A 21,405-nucleotide genomic window follows, 5' to 3' on the forward strand; every position below is an offset into this window, starting at 1 on the left:
GGCCTGTGAGGAGTCTTCGCGGGAGGGTTTTCCCTACCATCGGCCGAACCGGAGGGGCGTGAAGACCGTCGGAGGCGGGGCCCGTACGCCCGCGTCAGCGCAGGCGTACGTCCGGCTCGGGCAGCCGGTCGAGGTCGAGGTCGGGGTCGAGCAGCTGCGTCAGGCGGCGGGCCGAGACGTCCCAGGACCACTGCCGTTCGACCCATTCGCGTCCGGCGGCGCCCATCGCGGACCGGTCCGGCGACAGCAGGGTCAGCGCGATGGACCGGGCGACGGCCGCGACGTCGGTGCCGTCGACCACGTGCCCGGTCCGCCCTTCGAGCACGGTGTCGGGCGCGCCGCCGGAGTCGCCGACGATCACCGGCAGTCCGCTGGCCGCGGCCTCCAGGAAGACGATGCCCAGGCCCTCCGCCTCCAGTCCGGCGCGCCGGGTGCGGCACGGCATGGCGAAGACGTCCGCCGCGGCGTAGAAGGCGGGCATTTCGGTGTGGTCCTTGCCGCCCGCGAAGACGACGGAGCCCGCCGCGGTGTGTTTGCGGGCCAGCGCGCGCAGCCGCCGCTCGTGCGAGCCCTGGCCGACGATCACCAACACCGCCCCCGGTACGGCTCGTTGGATGAGCGGCAGCGCGCGGATGAGGGTGTCCTGCCCCTTGCGCGGCACCAGGCGCGAGGCGCACAGGATGACCTTCCTGCCGCTGAGGCCGTACTGGTCGCGGAGCTCCTGGACGCGCCGCGCGGGGAGGTCGGGCCGGAAGTCCGCGGGGTCGACTCCCGGTACGAGCCGGCTCAGCCGGGCCCGCGGTCCGAGGGCGGGCGCGATCCGGGACCGGGTGTACTGCCCGAGGTAGGTCACCACGTCCACGCTGTCGCCCATGCGCCGCATGACCTGGCGCGCCCCGGGGGTGCGCGCCCACCAGATCTCGTGGCCGTGGGTGGTGGCGACGGTCCTGCGGATACCGGCCCGGCGCAGGTCGGTGGCCATGTGGGCGAGCGGCGCCGCCGCGCCGAACCAGACCCGGTCGCAGCCGTGTTCGCGGGCGATCGCGATCGCTCTGCGGGTGATGCGGCGGGTCGGCAGCAGGGTGCGGGTGGACTCCCGGATCACGGGGAACGGCAGGGTGGCGTCGTACTCGGCGGCCCCCGGCTCGTTCGAGGTGTAGACCACCACGTCGTTGCCGGGTATGCGGCTGGCCAGCGCGTGGACGAAGGTCTCGATGCCGCCCTGGCGGGGCGGGAAGTCGTTGGTGATGACGAGAGTGGTGCTCATGGGTGCCGTCGCTGCCTTCGGTGGCTTCGGTGTGGATGGTCTTGACTGCCGGGTACGGGGCCGGTCGGACAGGGGGTCGCCGGACATGGGGCCTGCCGACATCGGCCGGTCGGACAGGGGGCCTGCCCGCATGGCGCCTGCCGGCACAGGTCCGCCGGACATGGGCCTACGAGACGAACAGGTAGTTGCGGCAGTCGTCCGTGATGCGGGTGGTTTCGGCCCAGCGCCCTCGGTGCCGGCGGTGCAGGCCGTATCCGAAGCCCTGGAGATGGCTGACGATGTCGGCGGGCCGCGCGCCGTACTTGTCCAGGTGCCTGCTCTCGATCTCCAGGAGCAGCGTCGGCCGGCAGCGGCGCAGTACCTCCTGCGCTCCGGTCAGGACGGCGAGTTCGGCGCCCTCGACGTCGGCCTTCACGAAGCGGAGCTTCTCGATGCCCTCCCGGCGCACCAGTTGGTCCAGCGTCTGGACCGGGGTGCGGACCGGCCGGGAGGTGCGGAACTCAGTGTTGGGGCCGGGCCCGGAGGCGCCCTGGGTCAGAAAGGCGCGGCCGTGCACCGGCAGTCCCCGGCGCCGCGGCAGGCTCAGGGTGCCGTGCCCGGGGCGGGCCCCGAGGGCGGTGCGGTGGACGGTGACGTTGCCGCAGCCCAGGAGGCGGGCGCCGGTGCGCAGTAGGCGGGCCGGACCGGGCAGGGGTTCGACGCTGTGCACCCGCCCCGAGGGCCCGGCCAGGGCGGCCAGCGTCCAGGTGTAGAGCCCGTATTCGGCGCCGACGTCCAGGCAGACGTCTCCGGACGCGACGAACTCGCCGAGGCCGGCGACCTCTTCCTCCACGAAGGAGCAGCGGGGAGCCGCCCAGCGCAGGGCGGCGGCCACACCCGTGGCGCGCCTGCCGGTCCGGCCGGGGATCCGGCCCGGGTGGCGCGGCCGGGACGGGGACGGGTCGGTCATCGCATTCCTCCTGTACCGGCGGGGGCGTACGGGCCTCGGGACGGGACCACGAGGGCGGTGCGGTCGGGCCGGGCGCCGCGTACCGGCAGGCTGGGAACCGGTTCGCTCGGGTCGGCCGTCCGGGCCCACGCCATGAGCACGATGGGCAGGGTGAGATAGCCGAAGCGTCCGGCGGGCGCCAGGGCGAAGGCCACAAGCAGGCCGATCGCCAGCCGGTCGGCCGCGGCCCGCAGCCGAGCGGGCGGGCGCCGTACGAGGGATACGGCGACGGCGAGCCCCCCGCAGAGCAGCAGCCCGACCGCCGCGTACCACCCGGCCGGACCCAGATCGGCAAGCAGCCGGCCGGGCAGCGGGCTGGCGGCCGGGGTCGGCAGATCGCCGCGTCCGGTCGGGAAGGCCAGCACCTGCTCGACCATTGCGGCGGGTGAGAGCAGTGCGCCCGGCGCGATCAGCAGGGTCGCACCGGCCGCCGCGGTGGCCGCGCACCGCAGGGCCGCCCGGCCGCCCGCCACCCGGCCGAGCAGCACCAGGACCACCGCGATCGCGGGCCAGGCCGTCCACTTGAGGGAGCACACCACGGCGAGCGCCAGGCCCGCCGCCGCCGGACGGCCGCGGGCCGCCGACGCGAGCGCGAGGCAGCACAGGCCTGTCAGCGGGAGGTCCACTCCGCTGACGCACAGCGGCAGGGCGACCACGGGAGAGGCGATCAGCACCGCCACGGCGGTTCCGTACGGTATTCGTTCGGGCCGAGACGTACGGCGGACCGGCCCGCCGGTCTGCCGGAGCGTCAGGCGTGCGGCGTGCAGGCACAGGACGAACGCCGCCGCGCACCAGATCCGGGCGTCGCCGAGCAGCCTCGCCGCCCAACTGTGCTCGCCCATCAGCGCCTTGGGGATGCCGAGCAGTGCCATGGCGGGGAGGTACGGCGTGTAGTCCGTGACCTTGTCCGGGTACGGAAGGTAGGGGGTGCCCTGCTCAAGGAGCAGTTGCCCGGAGCGCTCGATCACGTCGACCTCGCTCTGGGCCCCTCCCGTAAGGACCAGGAAGAGTAGGGGCGCCGCCACCGCACCCGCCAGCGCGACGGTCACCGCCGCGCGCCGGGCGCGCGGGCCGGGCAGCCCGTAGGAGACGGCCGCCGCGGCCGTGTATCCGAGCGCGGCGCTGGTTCCCCAGAGCCGGTGCGTGTCGAGCGAGGAGACCACGGGGAAGGCGGCGGCCCACCCGGCGGCGAGCAGCCACCCCGCGGCCCACGTCTCCCGACGGTTCCACCAGGGGACGGGAGGGGCCGCGGATCCGGTGGCCGCGGCGGTGGCCGGGTATTCGAGTCGACGCAATCTCACCGTGCCATTGCAGCCGCCGGGCCCGCCAAGGTCATCAGAGCTAGGTCGAGACTTCCTGGTCGGGTTTCCCCTACCACCGCCCGCCCGCGGACAGCGGTGCCGCACCAACCGGGTTCGCCGGACGGGCAGTTCAGGCAGGGAAGGCGGGAAGCGGATCGCCTCGCCGCGCGGTCGCCACGTCCAGCAGGCTCCTGACATGGGAGGTCAGATAGAAGTGACCGCCTGGGAACACGCGCAGGGAGAACGGGCCGGTGGTGACCGACTGCCACGCCCCGACCCGGGCCACATCGACCTGGGGGTCCTGGTCCCCGGTCAGCGCGACGACCTCCGCGCTCACCGGGGCGGCCTCCGGGTCCGGCCGGTAGGTGTCGATGAGGTGGTAGTCGTTGCGGATGATGTCAAGGACCATGGCCCGCAGGTCCGGATCGTCGAGGACCGCCGACCGGGTACCGCCGAGGTCCGCCATCGTCGTCATCAGATCGTCGTCGCCGCGCGGGCCGGCGTCGACCGGCTCGGGGAAGCCCGACAACTCCCGCCCGGACACGCACAGGCGGGTGACCCGGGCCGTTCCGGCAGACTCCAGCAGCCGGAGGGTCTCGTAGGCGACCGCGGCGCCCATGCTGTGGCCGAACAGGATGGTCTCGCGCCCCGGATCGGCACTGATCGCCTCGGCCGCGCCGGCCGCCAGTTCCCGCATCGAGGCCGTCAGCGGTTCCGCCAGCCGGTTCTCCCGGCCGGGGTACTGGACCGCCTGCAACTCGACGTCGGGGCCGAGGTGTTGGGCCCAGGGCCGGAAGAAGCTCGCGCTGCCGCCGGCATGCGGAAAGCAGACGATACGCCGGTCCGCCGACGGGTTCCGCCGGTGTGTCACGAGCCATGAGGATGTTGTGGACATGGATGTATCTCCCCGTACTTGCAGACGTACGTGTAGGCGTACTTGCTGACGTACTTGCAGACCGAGAACCGGCTGCGCGCCAGAACCGGTTCTCAGCCGAGAACCGCTTCGCCCAGCAGAGTCAGCCGGTGGACGACGGAATTGTTCTTCCGCTCCGTCGTCACAAATCCGGACCGCCGCAGAACGCCTACGTGCTTGCTTGCCGATGGATTCGATATATGAAGGCGGCGTGATATCTCACCGGTGGAACTGGGGACCCGTACGCTCTCCAGAACGCTCGCCCGGGTGTGCCCGAGGAGTTCGCTCAAGGCGGACCCGCCCTCCGCGCCCTGCCAGAGCGCGGCGGCGGTATCGGCGTCCGGTATGACGTTGTACACGAGCGTCGGCGTCCCCTGCCATCCCGATCTCGAATCCAGCATCAGGGGATTCGCCGCGAACAGCGACGGGGCCAGCACGAGCCCCTTGCCGGTGAGTGCGATTTCCCGGTCGTGCGGTCCGTGATTCACCCGCAGCACCGGGGCGTCCCAACTGATCGCGGGATGAAGGTTGTTGAGCACGCTCTCCACGCCGCCCGACACAATGGTCCGCCCGCATACCTCGCGAGCCAGCTCCAGGTAATTTTTTATCTGCCCCCAGAAGGGCTCCACCGCGGTCGTGTAGAAACCCTTGTCGCCCCCTGCCGGGGACGGGGTCAGAGGTCTCGGCTTGATGCGGGAAGTAACCGCTGAGGCATCGGCGGGACTCACGCCGCGCAACCGCCGCTTCACCTTCCGCCGCCACTCGACGAAGGCGTCCTGCTGCGGCTCGGCGAAACGGGCCTCGGCGAAACGGGTTTCGAAGTCGGCGCCTAAAGTACCGATAAAGCGGATCCTGGACAGATCCTCAACAGTGAGACGTAGCGCGACCATTATGGAATTTCCCCCTCAATCAATCCCACCACCGCATGACGCCCCATCAGCGCCAGTCGACCGACACACCGAGTCCGCTGTAGCCCTGGATCAGGTTCGACCGCATCCACTTCGGGTCACTCGCCGGACGTACGGAACGCGCTTGGTCGGCCAACTGGACTAGCAGGCTGCGCAGTTCGATGCGGGCGAGGGCGGCTCCCAGGCAGTGGTGCGGCCCGGTGCCGAAGCCGAGATGGCGGTTGGGCTTGCGATCCAGCCGGAATGCGTGCGGATCCGCGAAGACCCGCTCGTCGCGATTGGCCGCGGACAGCCAGGCAACCACCGGTTCCCCCTTGCTGATTCGCTGATCCCCGACGACGCAGTCTTCGGTGGCCACGCGAAGTACGTGCATAGCCGGTGATGTCCACCGGACGACCTCCTCGACAGCAAGATCGATTATATCCGGGTCGTCGTGGATCCTGTCCAGGACGTCGGGGAAGGACTGGAGTATGTGGAAGACACCGGTGATCGAGTGCCGGGTGGTCTCGTTGCCGCCGATAAGGACGTTGTCGCAGTTGATGACCACGTCGTCGACGTCAAGCCGGCCGTCGGCGAGCAGCGCGCTGACCAGATCGTCACCCGGCTTCTCCTCGCGCTCCATCACCAACTCGTGGAAGTAGAAGAGGATTTCCGCGTGGGCCTGCGCGGGCGACATCTTGTCGAAAGAGCTCTCCTCGCCCCCGAAGGCGTGGTTGGTCAGCTCGATCAGGTTCTCCCGGTCGCTGAGCGGCACTCCGATGACCTCGCACACAATGGCCGCCGGAAGCCGGGGCCCGACCTCCAGCGCGACATCGGTGGTCTCCTGGGACTTCATCCTGTTGATGATTTCCTTGACCTCGCGCTCCAGGACCGCGTTCAACTCCGGTGCCCGCAGCCGGGAAAGGAACGGTCCGATCAGCCGCTTCAACGCCGAATGCCAGGCTCCGTCGGAGACCACGAGCATACGGCCGCCCGAGTTGTCCGAGTTCTCGGCGTCGAAGCCGATCATCATGCCGTGCTCGGAGGTGAAGGGCGCCTTGGGGGAAAGGACGGCGCTGCAGTCCTGGTGCGAGAAGACGGACCAGAAGCCGTTCGGGGAGATTCCCGGTTCGCTCCAAATCCTCGCGTTCTTCGACATGTGCTCCCGCCACATCTCGAAGCGCGCCTCAGTGGTGTAGAGATCCGGGTTTGCCAAGTCCATGGTGGCCTGTCTTCTTTCTTCGGCGGTCGGTCGGTGGGGGCCCGTTCAGGCGGCGGCGTTCCCCACCGGGTCCGGCTGCTCGTTCTGGTCGGGCTGCTCGTCGTGCGGCGACGGGGGGTTGCGCATCAGCGGGCTCAGTACGGCGCACAGCGCGACCACCCCGAGGACGGCCCCGCAGATCAGCAGGCTGACGAGCCGGCCGCACAGGTCGTAGACGACACCGCCCGCCAGCGGGGCGATCGCGCCGCCGCCCGAGCTGCAGATGTTCGCCACGCTCATCACCCGGCCGCGGTGGGTGTCCGGGGTGAGCAGCAGCTGGTACGTCGTGAAGTACGCGCTGGCCGTCGGCGCCGTGAAGGCCGTGATGCCGAGCAGGATGCCCGGTGTGTAGCTGCCGGGCAGCAGCGCGATCGCGACGGTGAGCACGGCGAAGAGCCACAGCACGAGGAAGATCGGGCGCGATCCGGTCAGTACGCGCTGGAGCTTCGGCGCGGCCAGGGCGCCGAGCAGTCCGCCGACCCCCAGCAGAGCCGCCATGACACCGATGAGACCGGAGCTCATTCCGCTGGTCTTCGCCGAAGCGATGACGATGAAGTAGACGGTTCCGTAGAAGAAGTTCGTCGCCGTCGCGAAGCCGAGGCCGAGCCGCAGGAACGGCTGCGTCCTGATCCAGGTGATGCCGTCCAGCAGGTCGCCGGACGACCACCCCTTGGTCTCGGGGCGCGGGGCGGCCGGCTGGCGCTTGATGAACAGCAGCAGGACGAAGCCGAGGAGGTGGGCCACGGCTCCGGCCAGGAACGGGAAGGCGTTCTTGGCCGCCTGGAGGAAGCCGCCCGCGGAGGTCCCGGCGAGCTGACCGGCGTAGGTGCGCGCCGAGTTCATCGCGACGGCGTCCGACACCTTCTCCCGGGCGACAAGGGTCGGGATCATCGCCTCGCCGGTGGCCAGCATGACCGCCGTGGCGGCGCCGTTGACCAGGGCCAGGACCAGCAGCGCGAGCAGCGACGCGGCCCCGGCCCACAGCATCACCGCCATGGCCCCGAAGATCAACACCAGTACGGCCTCGCACCACAGCAGGACCGCTCTGCGGTCGTAGCGGTCGGCGATGGCACCGGCCGGCAGGCCGGCCGCCAGGATGGCCACGGCATCGGCGAACCCGACCAGGCCGGCCTCGCTGGGCGAGCCGGTGATCGTGAGGACAAGGAGCGGCAGGACGATCAGGGAGGTGCTGTAGGCGAACTCGCTGAACGCCTGGCTCGCCCACAAGAGGGTGAAGTCCCGTTTACCGGGGTGCGGTTGAGTCACGGCTGCTCCTTCGTCGGTGGTCCATGGCGGCGGCCCTGCCGGGCGGAATGGGGCAGCTCAGCCCAGGACGCGGGAGCGCGACCGGGTGTGCACATAGGTGCGGCGCAGATCGCGGACCATGCTGGTGCGCTTGAGCCAGCGGTCCGTACCGTCGTAGCGCGGCGTGAAGACGTCCCTGCCGTGCACGACCCGGTAGTTGTCCAGGAAGCCCGCCTCGCCCGGCTCCAGGACGACGCGCTCGGCGGAGGCCCGCAGCAGCTCGGCGCACTCCACGAGGGCCGCCCCTGCCTCGGTGTCCCCGGTCAGCGGGCTGGTGAAGTCCGCGTCCATGCGCAGGTACGGGGCCTCCCAGGGGCCGAAGAGCACCGACGCCACCTCGTGTTCGCGGTCGTCCAGGCCGGCCCGCTCCCCCGAGGCCGTCGCCGGCTCGGGGACGTGCGAGTCGTCCGGGTAGAACCGGAAGCGGTCCTGCTCCAGCACCTCGCGCAGGGACTGCGGCAGGGTCACGGCGTCCAGGCTCGCCACGGTGGTGCCCACCCCGTCGGGGTTGCGCAGGCACATGAGCGCCACGTAGTCGCCGCGGCAGGTGTGGAAGACGTCTTCGGTGTGCAGGGTCAGCTGGGTTTCGCTGCTCGCGCTGGTCAGTGACGCCTCATGGCCCTTGGAAGGGCAGACGTCGTGGACGAGCCGGCCGTTCTGCTGGTTCTGCCAGGCGAACGGGTCGCCGAGCAGCGAGGCGATCAGGAGCAGGACCAGTTCCTCGCGGACGGCGGCGCCCTCCTTCTCGGCGACCTGCCAACTCGGCGGCGTCGGGGCGAGGTTGTCGCTCAGGGGGAGGTTGGCCACCCGGATGACGGCTTCCTCGGCGGCCCGGGAGGCCGCGAGGAACTGCCGTATGCCCAGGGGAAGTTTCTCCGCCTCGGCCCTGATCTGCTCGGCCTGGTTCAGCGGCTCCCAGGTGGGGTGGCTCGCCAGGAATCGATCGGCGATGTCCGCTGTCGCCAGCGTTTCGTCATGGTGGAGGACGTACCGGGCCACGAGAGGAACCTTTCAGTGGTGGGCGGGGCCCCGCGCCGGGGGCGCGGGGCACTCGCAAGGGATGGGGGGCGGCTTGCCCCAGGGGTCGACGGCCGCTACTCGGCGATCTGCCGCAGTCCTTCGAGGAATTGGCGGGCGAGGCGCTCGACGGTGGCGGAGTGATGGATGGCCTCGCAGTGGATCCATTCGATCCGCAGCTCGCCGTCGATGACGGCCGCCACGATGTCGATCAGATGCGGTCGGGGCTGCTCGGGCGCCTGGTCCTGGCCGAGCCCGTCCAGCTGTCCGCGGATCAGGCCGTCCTGGTCGGCGGTGAGGTCCCACTGACCCATGTAGTTGAAGCTGACGTGCGGCTGTTCCTGGTCGGCCAGTGCGCTGCCCGCCCGGCCGTCCTGGGACAGATAGCGCAGGGCGCCGTATCCCAGGCCCCGGCCGGGCAGTTGGCGCAGGCCGCGCTTGACCGCCTTCAGGGCGCGCCCCCAGTCGCCGTCGGGGACGTCGAGGGTGACCGGGTAGATGGTGGTGAACCAGCCGACCGTGCGGGAGAGGTCCACGTCGTCGAAGAGTTCCTCGCGTCCGTGGCCCTCCAGCGCGATCGTGACCGGCGTGCCCGCCCACTGTCCGAGCACCCGGCCGAGGACCGCGAGCAGGACGTCGTTGATCTGGGTGCGGAAGATGCCGGGCACCCGCGTCAGCAGGGACTCGGTGGCCTCGCGGCCCAGTCGGACGGTCGTCGTCACGGTGTCGCCGTAGGTGTTGGCGGCCGCTCCGTCGCACGGGATCGCCCGCGAACCGCCCGCGCCCGCCCAGTACTCCGCCTCGTCGTCCAGACCGCCGGAGCGGACGTGGTCGGTCAGCCGCCGGGCCCACCGCTGGTAGCTGGTGGTCCGGCCGCCCAGATCGGCGGGCCGCCCCTCGGCGAGTCGGCCGTACGCCGTGGCCAGGTCTTCCAGTACGACGCGCCATGACACGCCGTCCATCACCAGGTGGTGCACGACCAGGAACAGCCGGGGCAGCCGCCCCTGGCCGAGCTGGAAGAAGACTCCTCGCAGCAGGGTGTCGGCGGACAGGTCGAGCGACCGCTGAGCGCTCAGCGCGGCCTCTTCGAGGGACCGCTCGCGCTCGGCGTCGTCCGCCGCGGACAGGTCGCGCACCAGCAGCGGCGCCTCGACGGCGTCGCCATACCGCTGGGTCCACCCGTCGTCGCCGCGGTCGTAGCGCATCCGTAGCGCGTCGTGCTGGGCGACCACGGCGGACAGTGCCCGGCCGAGCAGGGCTGGGTCGGTTTCGGGGGCCAGTTCGACGTGCACCGACATCGCGTACTGGTCGGGGTTGACCGTGTGCTCGGCGAAGAACCACCGCTGGATCGGGGTGAGTTCGACCTCGCCCGAGACCGTGCCCGCGTCGTCGCGATCGGTGGCCGTCCGCTCGACGAGGCCGGACAGCGCGGCGATGGTCTGATGGAGGAAGAGCAGCTTGGAGGTCAGCTGCAGGCCCTCCTGCCGGGCCCGGGAGGTGACCTGGATGGAGAGGATCGAGTCCCCGCCGAGGTGGAAGAAGTTGTCGTGGATGCCGACGCGTTCGACGCCCAGGACCTCGGCCCAGATCGCGGCGAGGATCTCCTCGGTCTCGTCGCGCGGTGCGACGTGGTCCGCCGCCAGCTGGCCGGTGTCCACCGTGGGTGCGGGCAGGGCGCGCCGGTCGACCTTGCCGCTCGGCGTCAGCGGCAGGGCGTCCAGCGTGACGAACACCGCCGGAACCATGTAGTCGGGCAGGGAGGTGGCCAGGTGCTCGCGCAGCTCCGGGGTGGACAGGTCGTGGCCGCTGACGAGGTAGGCGACCAGCCTGCGGTGTCCGCCCTCCTCCTGGTGGGCCACCACCACGGCCTCGCGCACCTCTTCGTGGCGGACCAACGCCGTCTCGATCTCGCCCAGTTCGATGCGGAAGCCGCGGATCTTGACCTGGTCGTCGGCGCGGCCGAGGTGTTCCAGCGTGCCGTCGGCCCGCCAGCGGGCGATGTCGCCGGAGCGGTACATCCGCTCCCCCGGCTCGCCGTACGGGTTGGCGGGGAAGCGTTCGGCGGTCAGCTCGGGCCGGTTCAGATAGCCGCGCGCCAGTCCGGCGCCGCCCACGTGGATCTCGCCCGGGACGCCGATGGGGACGGGCGCGCCCGTCTCGTCGAGCAGCAGGACCCGGTAGCTCGGCAGCGGCCGGCCCGCCGGGATGCGGCCGCCTGCCGCCACGTGCTCGGCCAGCACCTCCTGGTACGTGACGTGCACGGTCGTCTCGGTGATGCCGTACATGTTGACCAGCCGGGCCGGGCCGCCGCCGAAGCGGTCGAACCAGGTCATCAGGTGCTTGGGCTCCAGCGCCTCGCCACCGAAGATCACCCAGCGCAGCTCGGGCAGCGTCCCGGCGTCGCGTTCGGCGGCGCTCTCCACGAGTTCGCGGAACATCGACGGTGTCTGGTTGAGCACCGTCACGCCCGCCTCGCGCAGCAGCGTCCACATCGCCTCGGGGCCGCGGGCCACGTCCTGCGGCACGATCACCGCGTGGCCGCCCGTGCTCAGGCAGCCCCACAGCTCCCACACCGAGAAGTCGAACGCGTAGGAGTGGAAGACGGTCCACACGTCCCGTTCGCTGAAGCCGTAGGCCGGTTGGCAGTTCGCCAGCAGGTTGAGCACCGTGTGGTGTTCGACGGCCACGCCCTTGGGGCGCCCGGTGGAGCCGGAGGTGTAGATGACGTACGCCAGGTCCGCGCCGGTCACCCGCGTCCTGGGGGCGGTGACCGCGAGCCCGCCGATCGTGGCCGCGTCGCGGTCCAGGTCGACCACCACCGCGTCGGCCGCCGGGAGCCGTTCGTGCAGGCCGCGGTGGGTCACCAGGAGCCCGGCTCCGGCGTCGCGCAGCATGTACTCAAGCCGGTCGGCGGGGTAGGCCGGGTCCAGCGGTACATAGGCCGCACCGGACTTGAGGATGCCCAGCAGGCCGATCGCCATCTGCGTGCCGCGCTCGACCGACAGGCCGACGAGTACGTCGGGTCCGGCGCCCAGCGCGATCAGGTGGTGGGCGAGCTGGTTGGCCCGCTCGTCCAGCTCCCGGTAGGTCAGGGTCTCCGGGCCGCAGGAGACGGCGGTGGCGTCCGGGGTGGCGGCGGCCCGCGCGGCGACCCGCTCGTGGATCGCACCGGCCGGGGCCGGCTCGGCGTCCGTCGGGTTCCACTCGCGCACCACGCGCTCCAGCTCGGCGTCCGTGACCAACTGGACTTCCCGGACCGGGGACTTGGGCTCGGCGGCCACGCCGTCCAGGAGGACCCCGACGTGTTCGGCGAACCGGGCGATCGTCGCCTCGTCGAACAGCTCGGTGCTGTACTCGACCAGGACCGAAAGGCCCGCCGCGTGCTCCTCGAACTCGATGGTGAGGTCGTACAGGGCGCTGTCCCGCTCCATCGTGAAGTCGCCGACCCGGACGCCGGGCAGCTCCGGGTTCATCCCCGGGGCGTTCTGCATGACGACCATGACCTGGAACAGCGGCGTACGGCTGGTGTCCCGCTCCAGTTGCACCGCCTCCACCACCCGCTCGAAGGGCACCTCCTCGTGGGCGAAGGCGTCCAGGACCGTCTCGCGGACCTGCCCCACCAACTCGCCGAACGACAGCTCCGGATCGACGTGCGAACGCAGGACGACGGTGTTGACCAGGAACCCGACCAGCTGCTCAAGGCCCGCGTGCCCGCGGCCCGCCGAGACGGTGCCGAGCGCGATGTCCCGCTGCCCCGAATACCGGGCGAAGATCACCTTCAGGGCCGCGGTCAGCGCCATGAACAGGGTCGCGCCCTGCTCGCGGGCCACCTTCCTGACCCCGTCGACGGTCGCCGAGGGCACCTCGAAGCCGAAGGCCGCGCCGGTCGCGGAGCGCACCGCGGGCCGCGGCCGGTCGGTGGGCAGCTCCAGCGGAGCCATGCCCGCGAGCCGCTCGCGCCACCAGCCGAGCTGGGTGTCAAGGAGGCCCTCGCCCTCCAGTCGCCCGCGCTGCCAGACGGCGAAGTCGGGGTACTGCACCGGGACGTGCGGCAGTCGCGCCTCGGCGCCCCGCACCCGGGCCGCGTACAGCTCGCCGAGCTCCTGGGCGACGATGCCCACCGACCAGCCGTCGGTGACGATGTGGTGCATGCCGATGACGAAGATGTGCTCTTCGGCGGCCGTGCGCACCAGCAGGACCCGCAGCAGCGGTCCGTTCTTGAGGTCGTACGGCCGCGCCAGCTCGCTCCGTACGAGCTCCCGAAGGCGCTCCTCGCGCTCGTCGGCGGGGGTGGCCGACAGGTCGGCGGTGGTCCAGCGCGGCTCCAGGGCGGGGTGGACGCGCTGCACGCCCCGGCCGCCGGCCATGTCGAACGTGGTGCGCAGTGACTCGTGCCGGCCGGTCAGGTCGACGGTGGCGGCGCGCAGCGCGGCCGTGTCGAGGTCGCCGGTGAGCCGCAGGCCCGCCGTCGAGTGGTACTCGGTGCTCTCCTCGTTGAAGTCCTGGAGGAACCACAGGCGTTGCTGACCGAAGGACATCGGCAGCGGGCCCGTGCGGTCGGCCACCGGGATCGCGGTGTCGGCGGACGCCTGGTCCGGTGCGAGCGACGCAGCCATCGAGGCGACCGTCGGGGCGTCGAACAGGAGGCGGGGCGAGAGCTGGACGCCCAGCGCCCGGTGGACCCGGGAGACCACCAGGATGGCGACGATGGAGTTGCCGCCCAGGTCGAAGAAGTTGTCGTGGACGCCGACCCGTTCGGCGCCCAGGACCTCGGCCCAGATCCCGGCGAGGGTCTCCTCGGCCGCGTCGCGCGGAGCGACGTACGCCGAGCCCCGCCGGTCGCCCTGGATCTCGGGCCGCGGCAGCGCCTTCGTGTCGATCTTGCCGTTCGGCGTCACCGGCATGGTGTCCAGGGCGACGAACGCGGCCGGCACCATGTGTTCCGGCAGCGATCCGGCCAGGGTCGCGCGAAGCTGACCACCCGTCAGCTCCCGGTCCGCGGTGAAGTAGGCGACCAGCCGCCGGTCGCCGGGGTTGTCCTCCCGCGCGACCACGGCGACCAGGCCGATTCCCTCCTGCGCCGCCAGCGCGGACTCGATCTCGCCGAGCTCGATGCGGAAGCCGCGGATCTTCACCTGGCCGTCGGCGCGGCCGATGAACTCCAGGCGGCCGTCACCGCGCCAGCGCACCACGTCGCCGGTCCGGTACATCCGCTCGCCCGGGGCGCCGAAGGGGCAGGCCACGAACCGCTCCGCGGTCAGCCCCGGCCGGTTGAGGTAGCCGCGGGCCAGCACGGGGCCGGCCGCGTACAGTTCGCCGGCCACGCCCGCCGGCACCGGGCGCAGGTCCGCGTCGAGCACGAGCAGCGCGGCGTTCGCGATGGGTCCGCCGATCGGGACGCTCTCGCCGGTGCCCGCCCCGCGGTATTCGTGCGCGGTGATCTGGATGGTGGTCTCGGTGGGCCCGTAGAGGTTGACCAGCGGCACCTGCCACGCCGCACACAGTTCGTCCGCGAGGCCCTTGGGCAGCGGCTCCCCGCCGATGAATATCCGCTTCAGCGCCCTGGGCCTGCGCTCCAGCGGGATCGCGCCGAGCAGGGAGGGCACGAACTCGGCGATGGTGATGTTGCGTCGGTCCATGAAGTCGGCCAGCTGGAACGGGTCCTTGGACACCTCTGCGGAGGCGATGTGGCCCGTCGCGCCGGAGAGCACCGACAGCATCAGCTCCCACACCGACACGTCGAAGCTGATGGAGGTCCGCATCAGGACCTGGTCACTCGGGTCGACCGGGAAGGACTCGCCGAGCCATGCGAGGTGGTTGGCCAGGTTGGCGTGGGGTACGCCGACGCCCTTGGGCTTTCCGGTGGAGCCGGAGGTGTAGATCACATACGCCAAGTGCGCGCCGTTCAGGGCGACTTCGGGCGCCGATGCGGGGCGTTCGCGGAGCGCCGGCGCGTCGGCGTCCAGGTCCACGACCGCGGCCTCGGTGTCCGGCAGCCCGTCGCGTACGCCCTGGTGGGTCACCAGCAGCCGGGCGCCGCTGTCGTGCAGCATGTACGCCAGGCGCTCGGCCGGGTAGGCCGGGTCCAACGGCACGTACGCGGCACCGGACTTGAGGATGCCGAGCTGGCCGACCGTCATGTGCAGGCCGCGTTCGACGGCCAGGCCCACCAGCCGGTCGGGTCCGGCGCCCAGCGCGATCAGCTGGTGGGCGAGCTGGTTGGCCCGTTCGTCCAGCTCCCGGTAGGTGAGCGAGGCGTCGCCGCAGGACAGCGCCACGGCGTCCGGTGCCGTAGCCACCCACTCGGCGAACCGGTCGAGGACCGAGCCTTCCGCGGCCGCCACCGCGCTCGTCGCGTTCCACTCGCGCACGACCTGGTCGAACTCGCCGTCCGAGAGCATCGGGACCGCCGACACCGCCCGCCGGGGTTCGGCGACCATGGCGGTGAGGAGCGTCTCGAAGTGCCGTGCCAGGCGCGCGATGGTGGCGGCGTCGAACAACTCGGCGTCGTAGGACAGGGAGTACGCGAACTCCTCGCCCGCGTAGGCGATCAGGTTCAGCGGGAAGTTGGTCGCCTCCACGCCCTCCAGGCCCCGAAGGCGCAGGCCCTGGTCGGCGGCGGTCCGGTCGTTCATCGGGTAGTTCTCGAAGACGACCAGGCTCTCGAAGAGGTTGGTGCCGCGCCCGACGCCGCTCCAGCTCTGGATCTGCCCCAGCGGTACGTACTCGTAGCCGCGTGCCTCGACCTGCGCCCGCTGCACCTCGCCCAGCCACTCGGCGACGGGTGTGGCCGCGCCGGTCGTGATCCGTACGGGCAGCGTGTTGATCATCATGCCGACGATCGAGTCGATACCGGGCAGGTCGGCCGGGCGGCCGGAGACCGTCGCGCCGAAGACCACGTCCGGCCGGCCGGCGTAGCGGGCGAGGAGCAGCGCCCAGGCGCCCTGCACCACGGCGTTCACCGTCAGCCGGTGCTGCCGCGCGAAGGCGAACAGCTCCTGGGACGCCTGCGGCGAGAACCGCTCGACCAGGCTGTCGGTGGACCGCGACTGGTGGCCGGCGGCCGGGCGGCGGTCGTACGGCAGCGGCGTCGGCTCCTCGAAGCCCGCGAGGAGACCGCGCCAGTACCCCTCGGCCTGCGCCAGGTCCTGCTCCGCCAGCCACTGCACATACGCGCTGAACGGACGCCGGGCCGGCAGCGCCGGTGTCTCGCAGACCGCCAACGCCTGGTAGGCGGTGGACAGTTCGGAGAGCATCTGGAAGGTGCTCCAGCCGTCCAGGAGGACGTGGTGGGAGGTGCGTACGACGCGGACGCTGGTGTCGGAGGTGCGCAGCAGGGCCAGCCGGGCCAGCGGCGCGGCGGACAGGTCCAGGCCCTGGGCGCGGTCCTCGGCCAGGAAGCGCTCCAGCGCCTCCTCCTGGTCCGCCTCCGCCATCCCCCGCCAGTCCAGGTGCCGGACGGGCAGCTCCGCCTGCCGGTTGATCACCATCAGCGGCCGGTCCACGTCGTCCCACACCAGCGAGCCGCGCAGGATCTCCAGGTGGTCGGTGACCGTCTGCCAGGCGCGGGCGAGCAGGTCCACGTCACTGACACCGTCGAAGACGAAGGCCATCTGCTCGAAGTAGGTCGGCGCGTCCGGGTCGGCCAGCGTGTGGAAGAGCATGCCGGCCTGCATCGGCGTCAGCGGATAGATGTCCGCGACAGAGCGTCCGTCACCGGCGATCCGGTCGACCCCGGCCTGGTCGAGGCCGGCCAGCGGGAAGTCGGACGGCGTGGCGCCGCCGCTGCCCTCCTCCAGGCAGTGCCCGATGATCTCGCGCAACGCCGTCCGGAACTCCCCGGCCACCCGCTCGATGGTGGCCGGGTCGAAGACCTGGTCGGAGAAGGTCCAGCCGACGCCGAGCCGGCCGTCCTCGACCATGCCGATGACGTCGAGGAGGTAGGGGCGGGGCTCGTCCGGCTCGTGGTCGAGGCCGAGGGCCGGCAGCCGGTCGCGGATCAGGCCGTCCTGGCTGGTCGTGCCGTGCCACTGGCCGAGGTAGTTGAAGCTGATCTGCGGCAGCCGGTCCGCGTACAGCGCGTGGCCCGGGGTGCCGGGCCGGGACAGGAAGCGCAGCGCGTCGTAGCCGAGGCCCCGGCCGGGGATCGCGCGCAGCTGCTCCTTGACCGACTTGACGGTCTCGCCCCAGGGGCGGTCGCCGGGCACGGTGAGCGCCACGGGGAAGTGGGAGGTGAACCAGCCGACGGTACGGGACAGATCGAGGTCGTCGAACAGCTCCTCGCGCCCGTGGCCCTCCAGGCCGATGACCACCCGGTCCTGGCCGAGCCAGCCGGTCATGGCCCGGCCGAGGGCGCTGACCAGCACGTCGTTGATCTGGGTGCGGTAGACGGACGGCACCTGGTGGAGCAGGGCGTCGGTCTCCTGACGGCTCAGCCGCACCTCGACGGTCCGCTCGCGCGCGGTGATGTTCGCGCCGCTGTGATCGGTGGGCAGGGGCGGGGCGTTGTTCGGGTCCACGCCCGCCCAGTGCTCGATCTCGTGGTCGAGGCCGCCGGAGCGGACATGGTCGGCCAGCCGCCGCGACCACTGCTGGTAGCTGCTGGTCCGGCCGCCCAGGTCGGCCGGCCGGCCCTCGGCGAGTTGGCTGTACGCCGTGGCCAGGTCCGCCAGGAGCACCCGCCACGACACGCCGTCCATGACCACGTGGTGCACCGCGAGGAACAGCCGGGGGGCCAGGCCCTCGCCCAGCCGGAGGAAGACGCCCTTCACCAGGGCGCCCGCGGCCAGGTCGTGCGAGCGCTGGGCGGCGAGCGCCGCGTCCTCCAGAGCGCGGTCGCGTTCGGTGGCGTCCAGCGCGGTGAGGTCGCGCTCGTCGAGCACGGTCTGGGCCGCTCGGCCGTACTCCTGGGTCCATCGCTCGCCGGCCCGGGTGTAGCGCATCCGCAGGGCGTCGTGGTGTGCGACCACGGCGTCCAGGGCGCGGCCCAGGACGGTGGCGTCGGTGCCGGGGGCCAGTTCGACGTGCACCGACATCGTGTAGTGGTCGGGGTTGACGGTGTGCGTGGTGAAGAACCACTCCTGGATCGGGGTGAGTTCGACGCGTCCGGACACCGCGCCCGCATCGGCCACCGCGGTGACGGCGGCCTTCGCCACGACGGTGGCCAGCGCCGCGACGCTCTGGTGGGTGAAGAGCAGCTTGGAGGTGAGGGCCAGACCCGCCTGGCGGGCCCGGGAGACGACCTGGATGGACAGGATCGAATCGCCGCCCAGGTCGAAGAAGTTGTCGTGGATGCCGACGCGTTCGACGCCCAGGACCGCCGCCCACGCGGCGGCCAGGAGTTCCTCGGTCTCGTCGCGCGGCGCCACGTACTGCGCGTCCAGCGGACCGGCGCCCGCGTCGGGCTCGGGCAGCGCGCGCCGGTCCACCTTGCCGTTCGGGGTCAGCGGCAGTTCGGCGAGGGTCACGAAGGCGGCCGGGACCATGTAGTCCGGCAGCCGGCCGGTGAGGTGGCCGCGCAGGTCGGAGGGGTGCAGTTCGCGGGCGGTGACGAGGTAGGCCACCAGGCGCCGGCGCCCGGATTCCTCCTGGCGGGCCAGCACCACGGCGTCCTCGACGTCCGGGTGCGACAGGACGGCGCTCTCGACCTCGCCGAGCTCGATGCGGAAGCCGCGGATCTTGACCTGGTCGTCCGCCCGGCCGAGGAACTCCAGGTCGCCGCCGGGCAGCAGCCGGGCCCGGTCGCCCGTGCGGTAGAGCCGGTCCGCGCTGTCGAAGGGGCTCGGCACGAAGCGCTCGGCGGTCAGGTCGTCGCGGTTGTGGTAGCCGCGGCCCACCCCGTCGCCGCCGATGTAGATCTCACCGGGCACGCCCACCGGGACGGGCCGCAGCGCGGCGTCCAGGACGTGCACCCGGGTGCGGGGCAGCGGCCGGCCGATGGGGACGAACGCGCTGTCGCGCAGCGCCTCGTGGGAGGGGACGAAGACGGTGGAGTCGACGGTGGCCTCGGTGCCGCCGTACGCGTTGACGATGATGGCGTCGTGCCGGACCTGGCGCAGCAGCGCGCGGCAGTCCTCGACCCGCCAGCCCTCGGAGCCGACCGAGATCAGCCGCAGCGGCGGGAATCCGTCGCCGCGCCGCTCGACCTCCTGCAGGACGGCGTTCAGCAGGGAGGGGACGATCTCGATGCCGGTGGCGCCGGTGCGCGCGATCAGGTCGAGGAGCGCGGCGGGCTCGGTGGTGACGTCCTTGGACGCGATGATCAGCGCGCCGCCGAAGGGGAGCGAGCGGATGAGGTCCGCGAAGAAGAGGTCCACGGAGAGGCTGGAGACGGACAGGAAGCGCAGCTTGAGCCCGGCCAGGTCGTACCGCTCGTCCCAGGCGGCGCAGATGTGGCGCACGTTGCGGTGCTCGATGGCGACGCCCTTGGGGTTGCCGGTGGAGCCCGAGGTGTAGATGACGTAGGCCAGGTCGGTGGCGGTCACGGCGGTGCCGGGCGCCGTGCCGGGGTGCTGCTCGATCGCGGTGCGGTCGGCCTCCAGGTCCACCAGGACGGCGTCGGTCCGCGGCAGGCTGTCGCGGGCCGCGCCCTGCGTGACGATCAGTGAGGCGCCGGATTCCTGGAGCATGTACGCGAGCCGCTCTGCCGGGAAGGCCGGGTCCAACGGCACATACCCGGCACCGGACTTGAGGATGCCGAGCAGGCCGACGGCCATCGTGCTGCCGCGCTCGACGCACAGGCCGACCAGGGAGCCCGGGCCCGCGCCGTGTTCGCGCAGGTGGTGGGCGATCTGGTTGGCGCGCTCGTCCAGTTCGCGGTGGGTGAGGGTGTCGCCCTCGCTGATGACGGCCACCGCGTCCGGGGTCCGGGCGGCCTGTTCGGCGATCCGCTCGTGGATGAGCGCGGCGGATCCTTCGGCGGAGTCCGTCGCGTTCCAGTCCTCGACGATCTGCCGGTACTCGTCGTCGGTCAGCATCGAAAGGTCCGACACCGCCTGCTCGGGGTCGGCGACCGCCGCGGCGAGAAGGGTGTTGAGGTGGCCGGTGAGCCGGGTGATCGTCGTCGCGTCGAAGAGTTCGGTGCTGTACTCGACCAGGCCGAGCAGCCGGCCGTCGCGCTCCTCGAACTCCAGGGTGAGGTCGAGCAGGGACGCGTCCCGGTCCAGCGGGTATTCGCCGGCCTGGACGCCGGGGAACACCACGGAGTCGGTGGGGGCGTTCTGCAGCACGACGCTCGCCTGGATCAGCGGCGTACGGCTGGTGTCGCGCTCCGGCTGCAGCGCCTCCACCAGCCGGTCGAACGGCACGTCCTCGTGGGCGAACGCGTCGAGGACGGTCTCCTTGACCTGGTCGAGGAGGTCGCCGAAGGACAGGTCGGACTCGACCCGGGAGCGCAGTACGACGGTGTTGACCAGGAAGCCGACCAGCTGCTCCAGCTCCGGCCGGGCCCGGCCGGAGGACGAGGTGCCGATCGCGATGTCCCGCTGCCCCGAGTAGCGGGCGAGCAGCACGTCGACCGCCGCCGTCAGGGCCATGAACAGCGTGGCGCCCCGCCCGCGTGCCAGCTCCTTGATCCCGGCGAGCGTCGTGGCGGGCACCTCGAAGAGCTGGGCGGCGCCGGCCGAGGAGCGTACGGCGGGCCGGGGGCGGTCGGTGGGCAGCTCCAGCGGGGCGAGGTGGGCCAGCCGCTCGCGCCACCAGGCCAGCTGCTCGTCCAGCAGGCGGCCGTTCTCCAGACGGTCGCGCTGCCAGGCGGCGAAGTCCGGGTACTGGACGGCCACTTGGGGCAGTTCGGGCTCGCGCCGCTGCACCCGGGCCGCGTACAGCTCGCTCCACTCGCGCGCCGCGATCCCCATCGACCAGCCGTCGGTCACGATGTGGTGCATCCCCAGGACGCAGATGTGCTCGGTGGCCGACAGCCGCACCAGCAGTACGCGTACCAGCGGGCCCTTCTCCAGGTCGTACGGGCGGCTCATCTCGGCCCGCACCAGCTCACGGGCCCGCTCCTCGCGTCCGGCCGCGGCGACGTCCGACACGTCGGCGGCCGTCCACTGGGGCGCGGCGTCGGCGCGCGGTACCTGGATGCCGCGGCCGTCGACCATCTCGAAGACGGTGTGCAGCGACTCGTGCCGGGCCACCAGCTCATCCGCCGCCGCGCGCAGGGCCGCCGCGTCCACCGGGCCGGTCAGCCGCAGGGCCAGCGCCAGATGGTAGTCGGCGCTGCCCGGCGCGAAGTCCTCCATGAACCACAGGCGCTGCTGCCCGTAGGACATGGGCAGTGCCTCCGCGCGCGAGACCACCGGGATCGTGGGCCCGGTGCCGGTGCCGGACCGGCCGGCCAGGCGCTTCGCGAGCGCGTCCCGCAGATGCGCGGGAAGCGCGGCGATCCTGTCCTCGCGAGAAGACGGCGTGTTCATAAGGACTCCCAGGAGACATGGACGCCCGTTGCTGAGGCGAACCACAGAAG

9 protein-coding genes are annotated in these 21,405 nt (G+C 71.9%); all 9 read right to left on the reverse strand.

Annotated elements, in window-relative coordinates; genetic code table 11:
• Positions 1-94: 94 nt before the first annotated feature.
• Positions 95-1,267: a glycosyltransferase family 4 protein gene (locus ACIBK6_RS19930; RefSeq protein ID WP_399052591.1), complete on the reverse strand. Its 1,173-nt coding sequence runs from the start codon at positions 1,265-1,267 to the stop codon at positions 95-97.
• 166 nt (positions 1,268-1,433) lie between these two features.
• A complete protein-coding gene (locus ACIBK6_RS19935; RefSeq protein WP_399052592.1) occupies positions 1,434-2,216 on the reverse strand; it encodes an FkbM family methyltransferase in 783 nt (260 codons plus the stop codon).
• Positions 2,213-3,556 (reverse strand): glycosyltransferase 87 family protein, encoded by a 1,344-nt coding sequence (locus ACIBK6_RS19940; RefSeq protein ID WP_399052593.1) that lies wholly within the window; start codon positions 3,554-3,556, stop codon positions 2,213-2,215. The genes ACIBK6_RS19935 and ACIBK6_RS19940 overlap by 4 nt, the downstream gene beginning before the upstream one ends.
• A gap of 130 nt (positions 3,557-3,686) precedes the next feature.
• Complete coding sequence (locus ACIBK6_RS19945; RefSeq protein ID WP_399052594.1) at positions 3,687-4,451, reverse strand: thioesterase II family protein; 765 nt, start codon at positions 4,449-4,451, stop codon at positions 3,687-3,689.
• Positions 4,452-4,543: 92 nt separating this feature from the next.
• Complete coding sequence (locus ACIBK6_RS19950) at positions 4,544-5,359, reverse strand: ArsR/SmtB family transcription factor (protein ID WP_399052595.1); 816 nt, start codon at positions 5,357-5,359, stop codon at positions 4,544-4,546.
• A gap of 46 nt (positions 5,360-5,405) precedes the next feature.
• Positions 5,406-6,578 (reverse strand): cytochrome P450, encoded by a 1,173-nt coding sequence (locus ACIBK6_RS19955; protein ID WP_399052596.1) that lies wholly within the window; start codon positions 6,576-6,578, stop codon positions 5,406-5,408.
• Between the two features lie 45 nt (positions 6,579-6,623).
• Positions 6,624-7,883, reverse strand: a complete 1,260-nt coding sequence (locus ACIBK6_RS19960; protein WP_399052597.1) for an MFS transporter — start codon at positions 7,881-7,883, stop codon at positions 6,624-6,626.
• 57 nt (positions 7,884-7,940) lie between these two features.
• Positions 7,941-8,921 (reverse strand): TauD/TfdA family dioxygenase, encoded by a 981-nt coding sequence (locus ACIBK6_RS19965; protein WP_399052598.1) that lies wholly within the window; start codon positions 8,919-8,921, stop codon positions 7,941-7,943.
• 95 nt (positions 8,922-9,016) lie between these two features.
• Entirely contained in the window at positions 9,017-21,355 is a 12,339-nt protein-coding gene (locus ACIBK6_RS19970; RefSeq protein ID WP_399052599.1) for an amino acid adenylation domain-containing protein, read from the reverse strand.
• Positions 21,356-21,405: the final 50 nt, after the last annotated feature.

It is taken from the genome of Streptomyces sp. NPDC050485, assembly GCF_044458185.1.
In the GTDB taxonomy this organism is placed as follows: Bacteria; Actinomycetota; Actinomycetes; order Streptomycetales; family Streptomycetaceae; genus Streptomyces.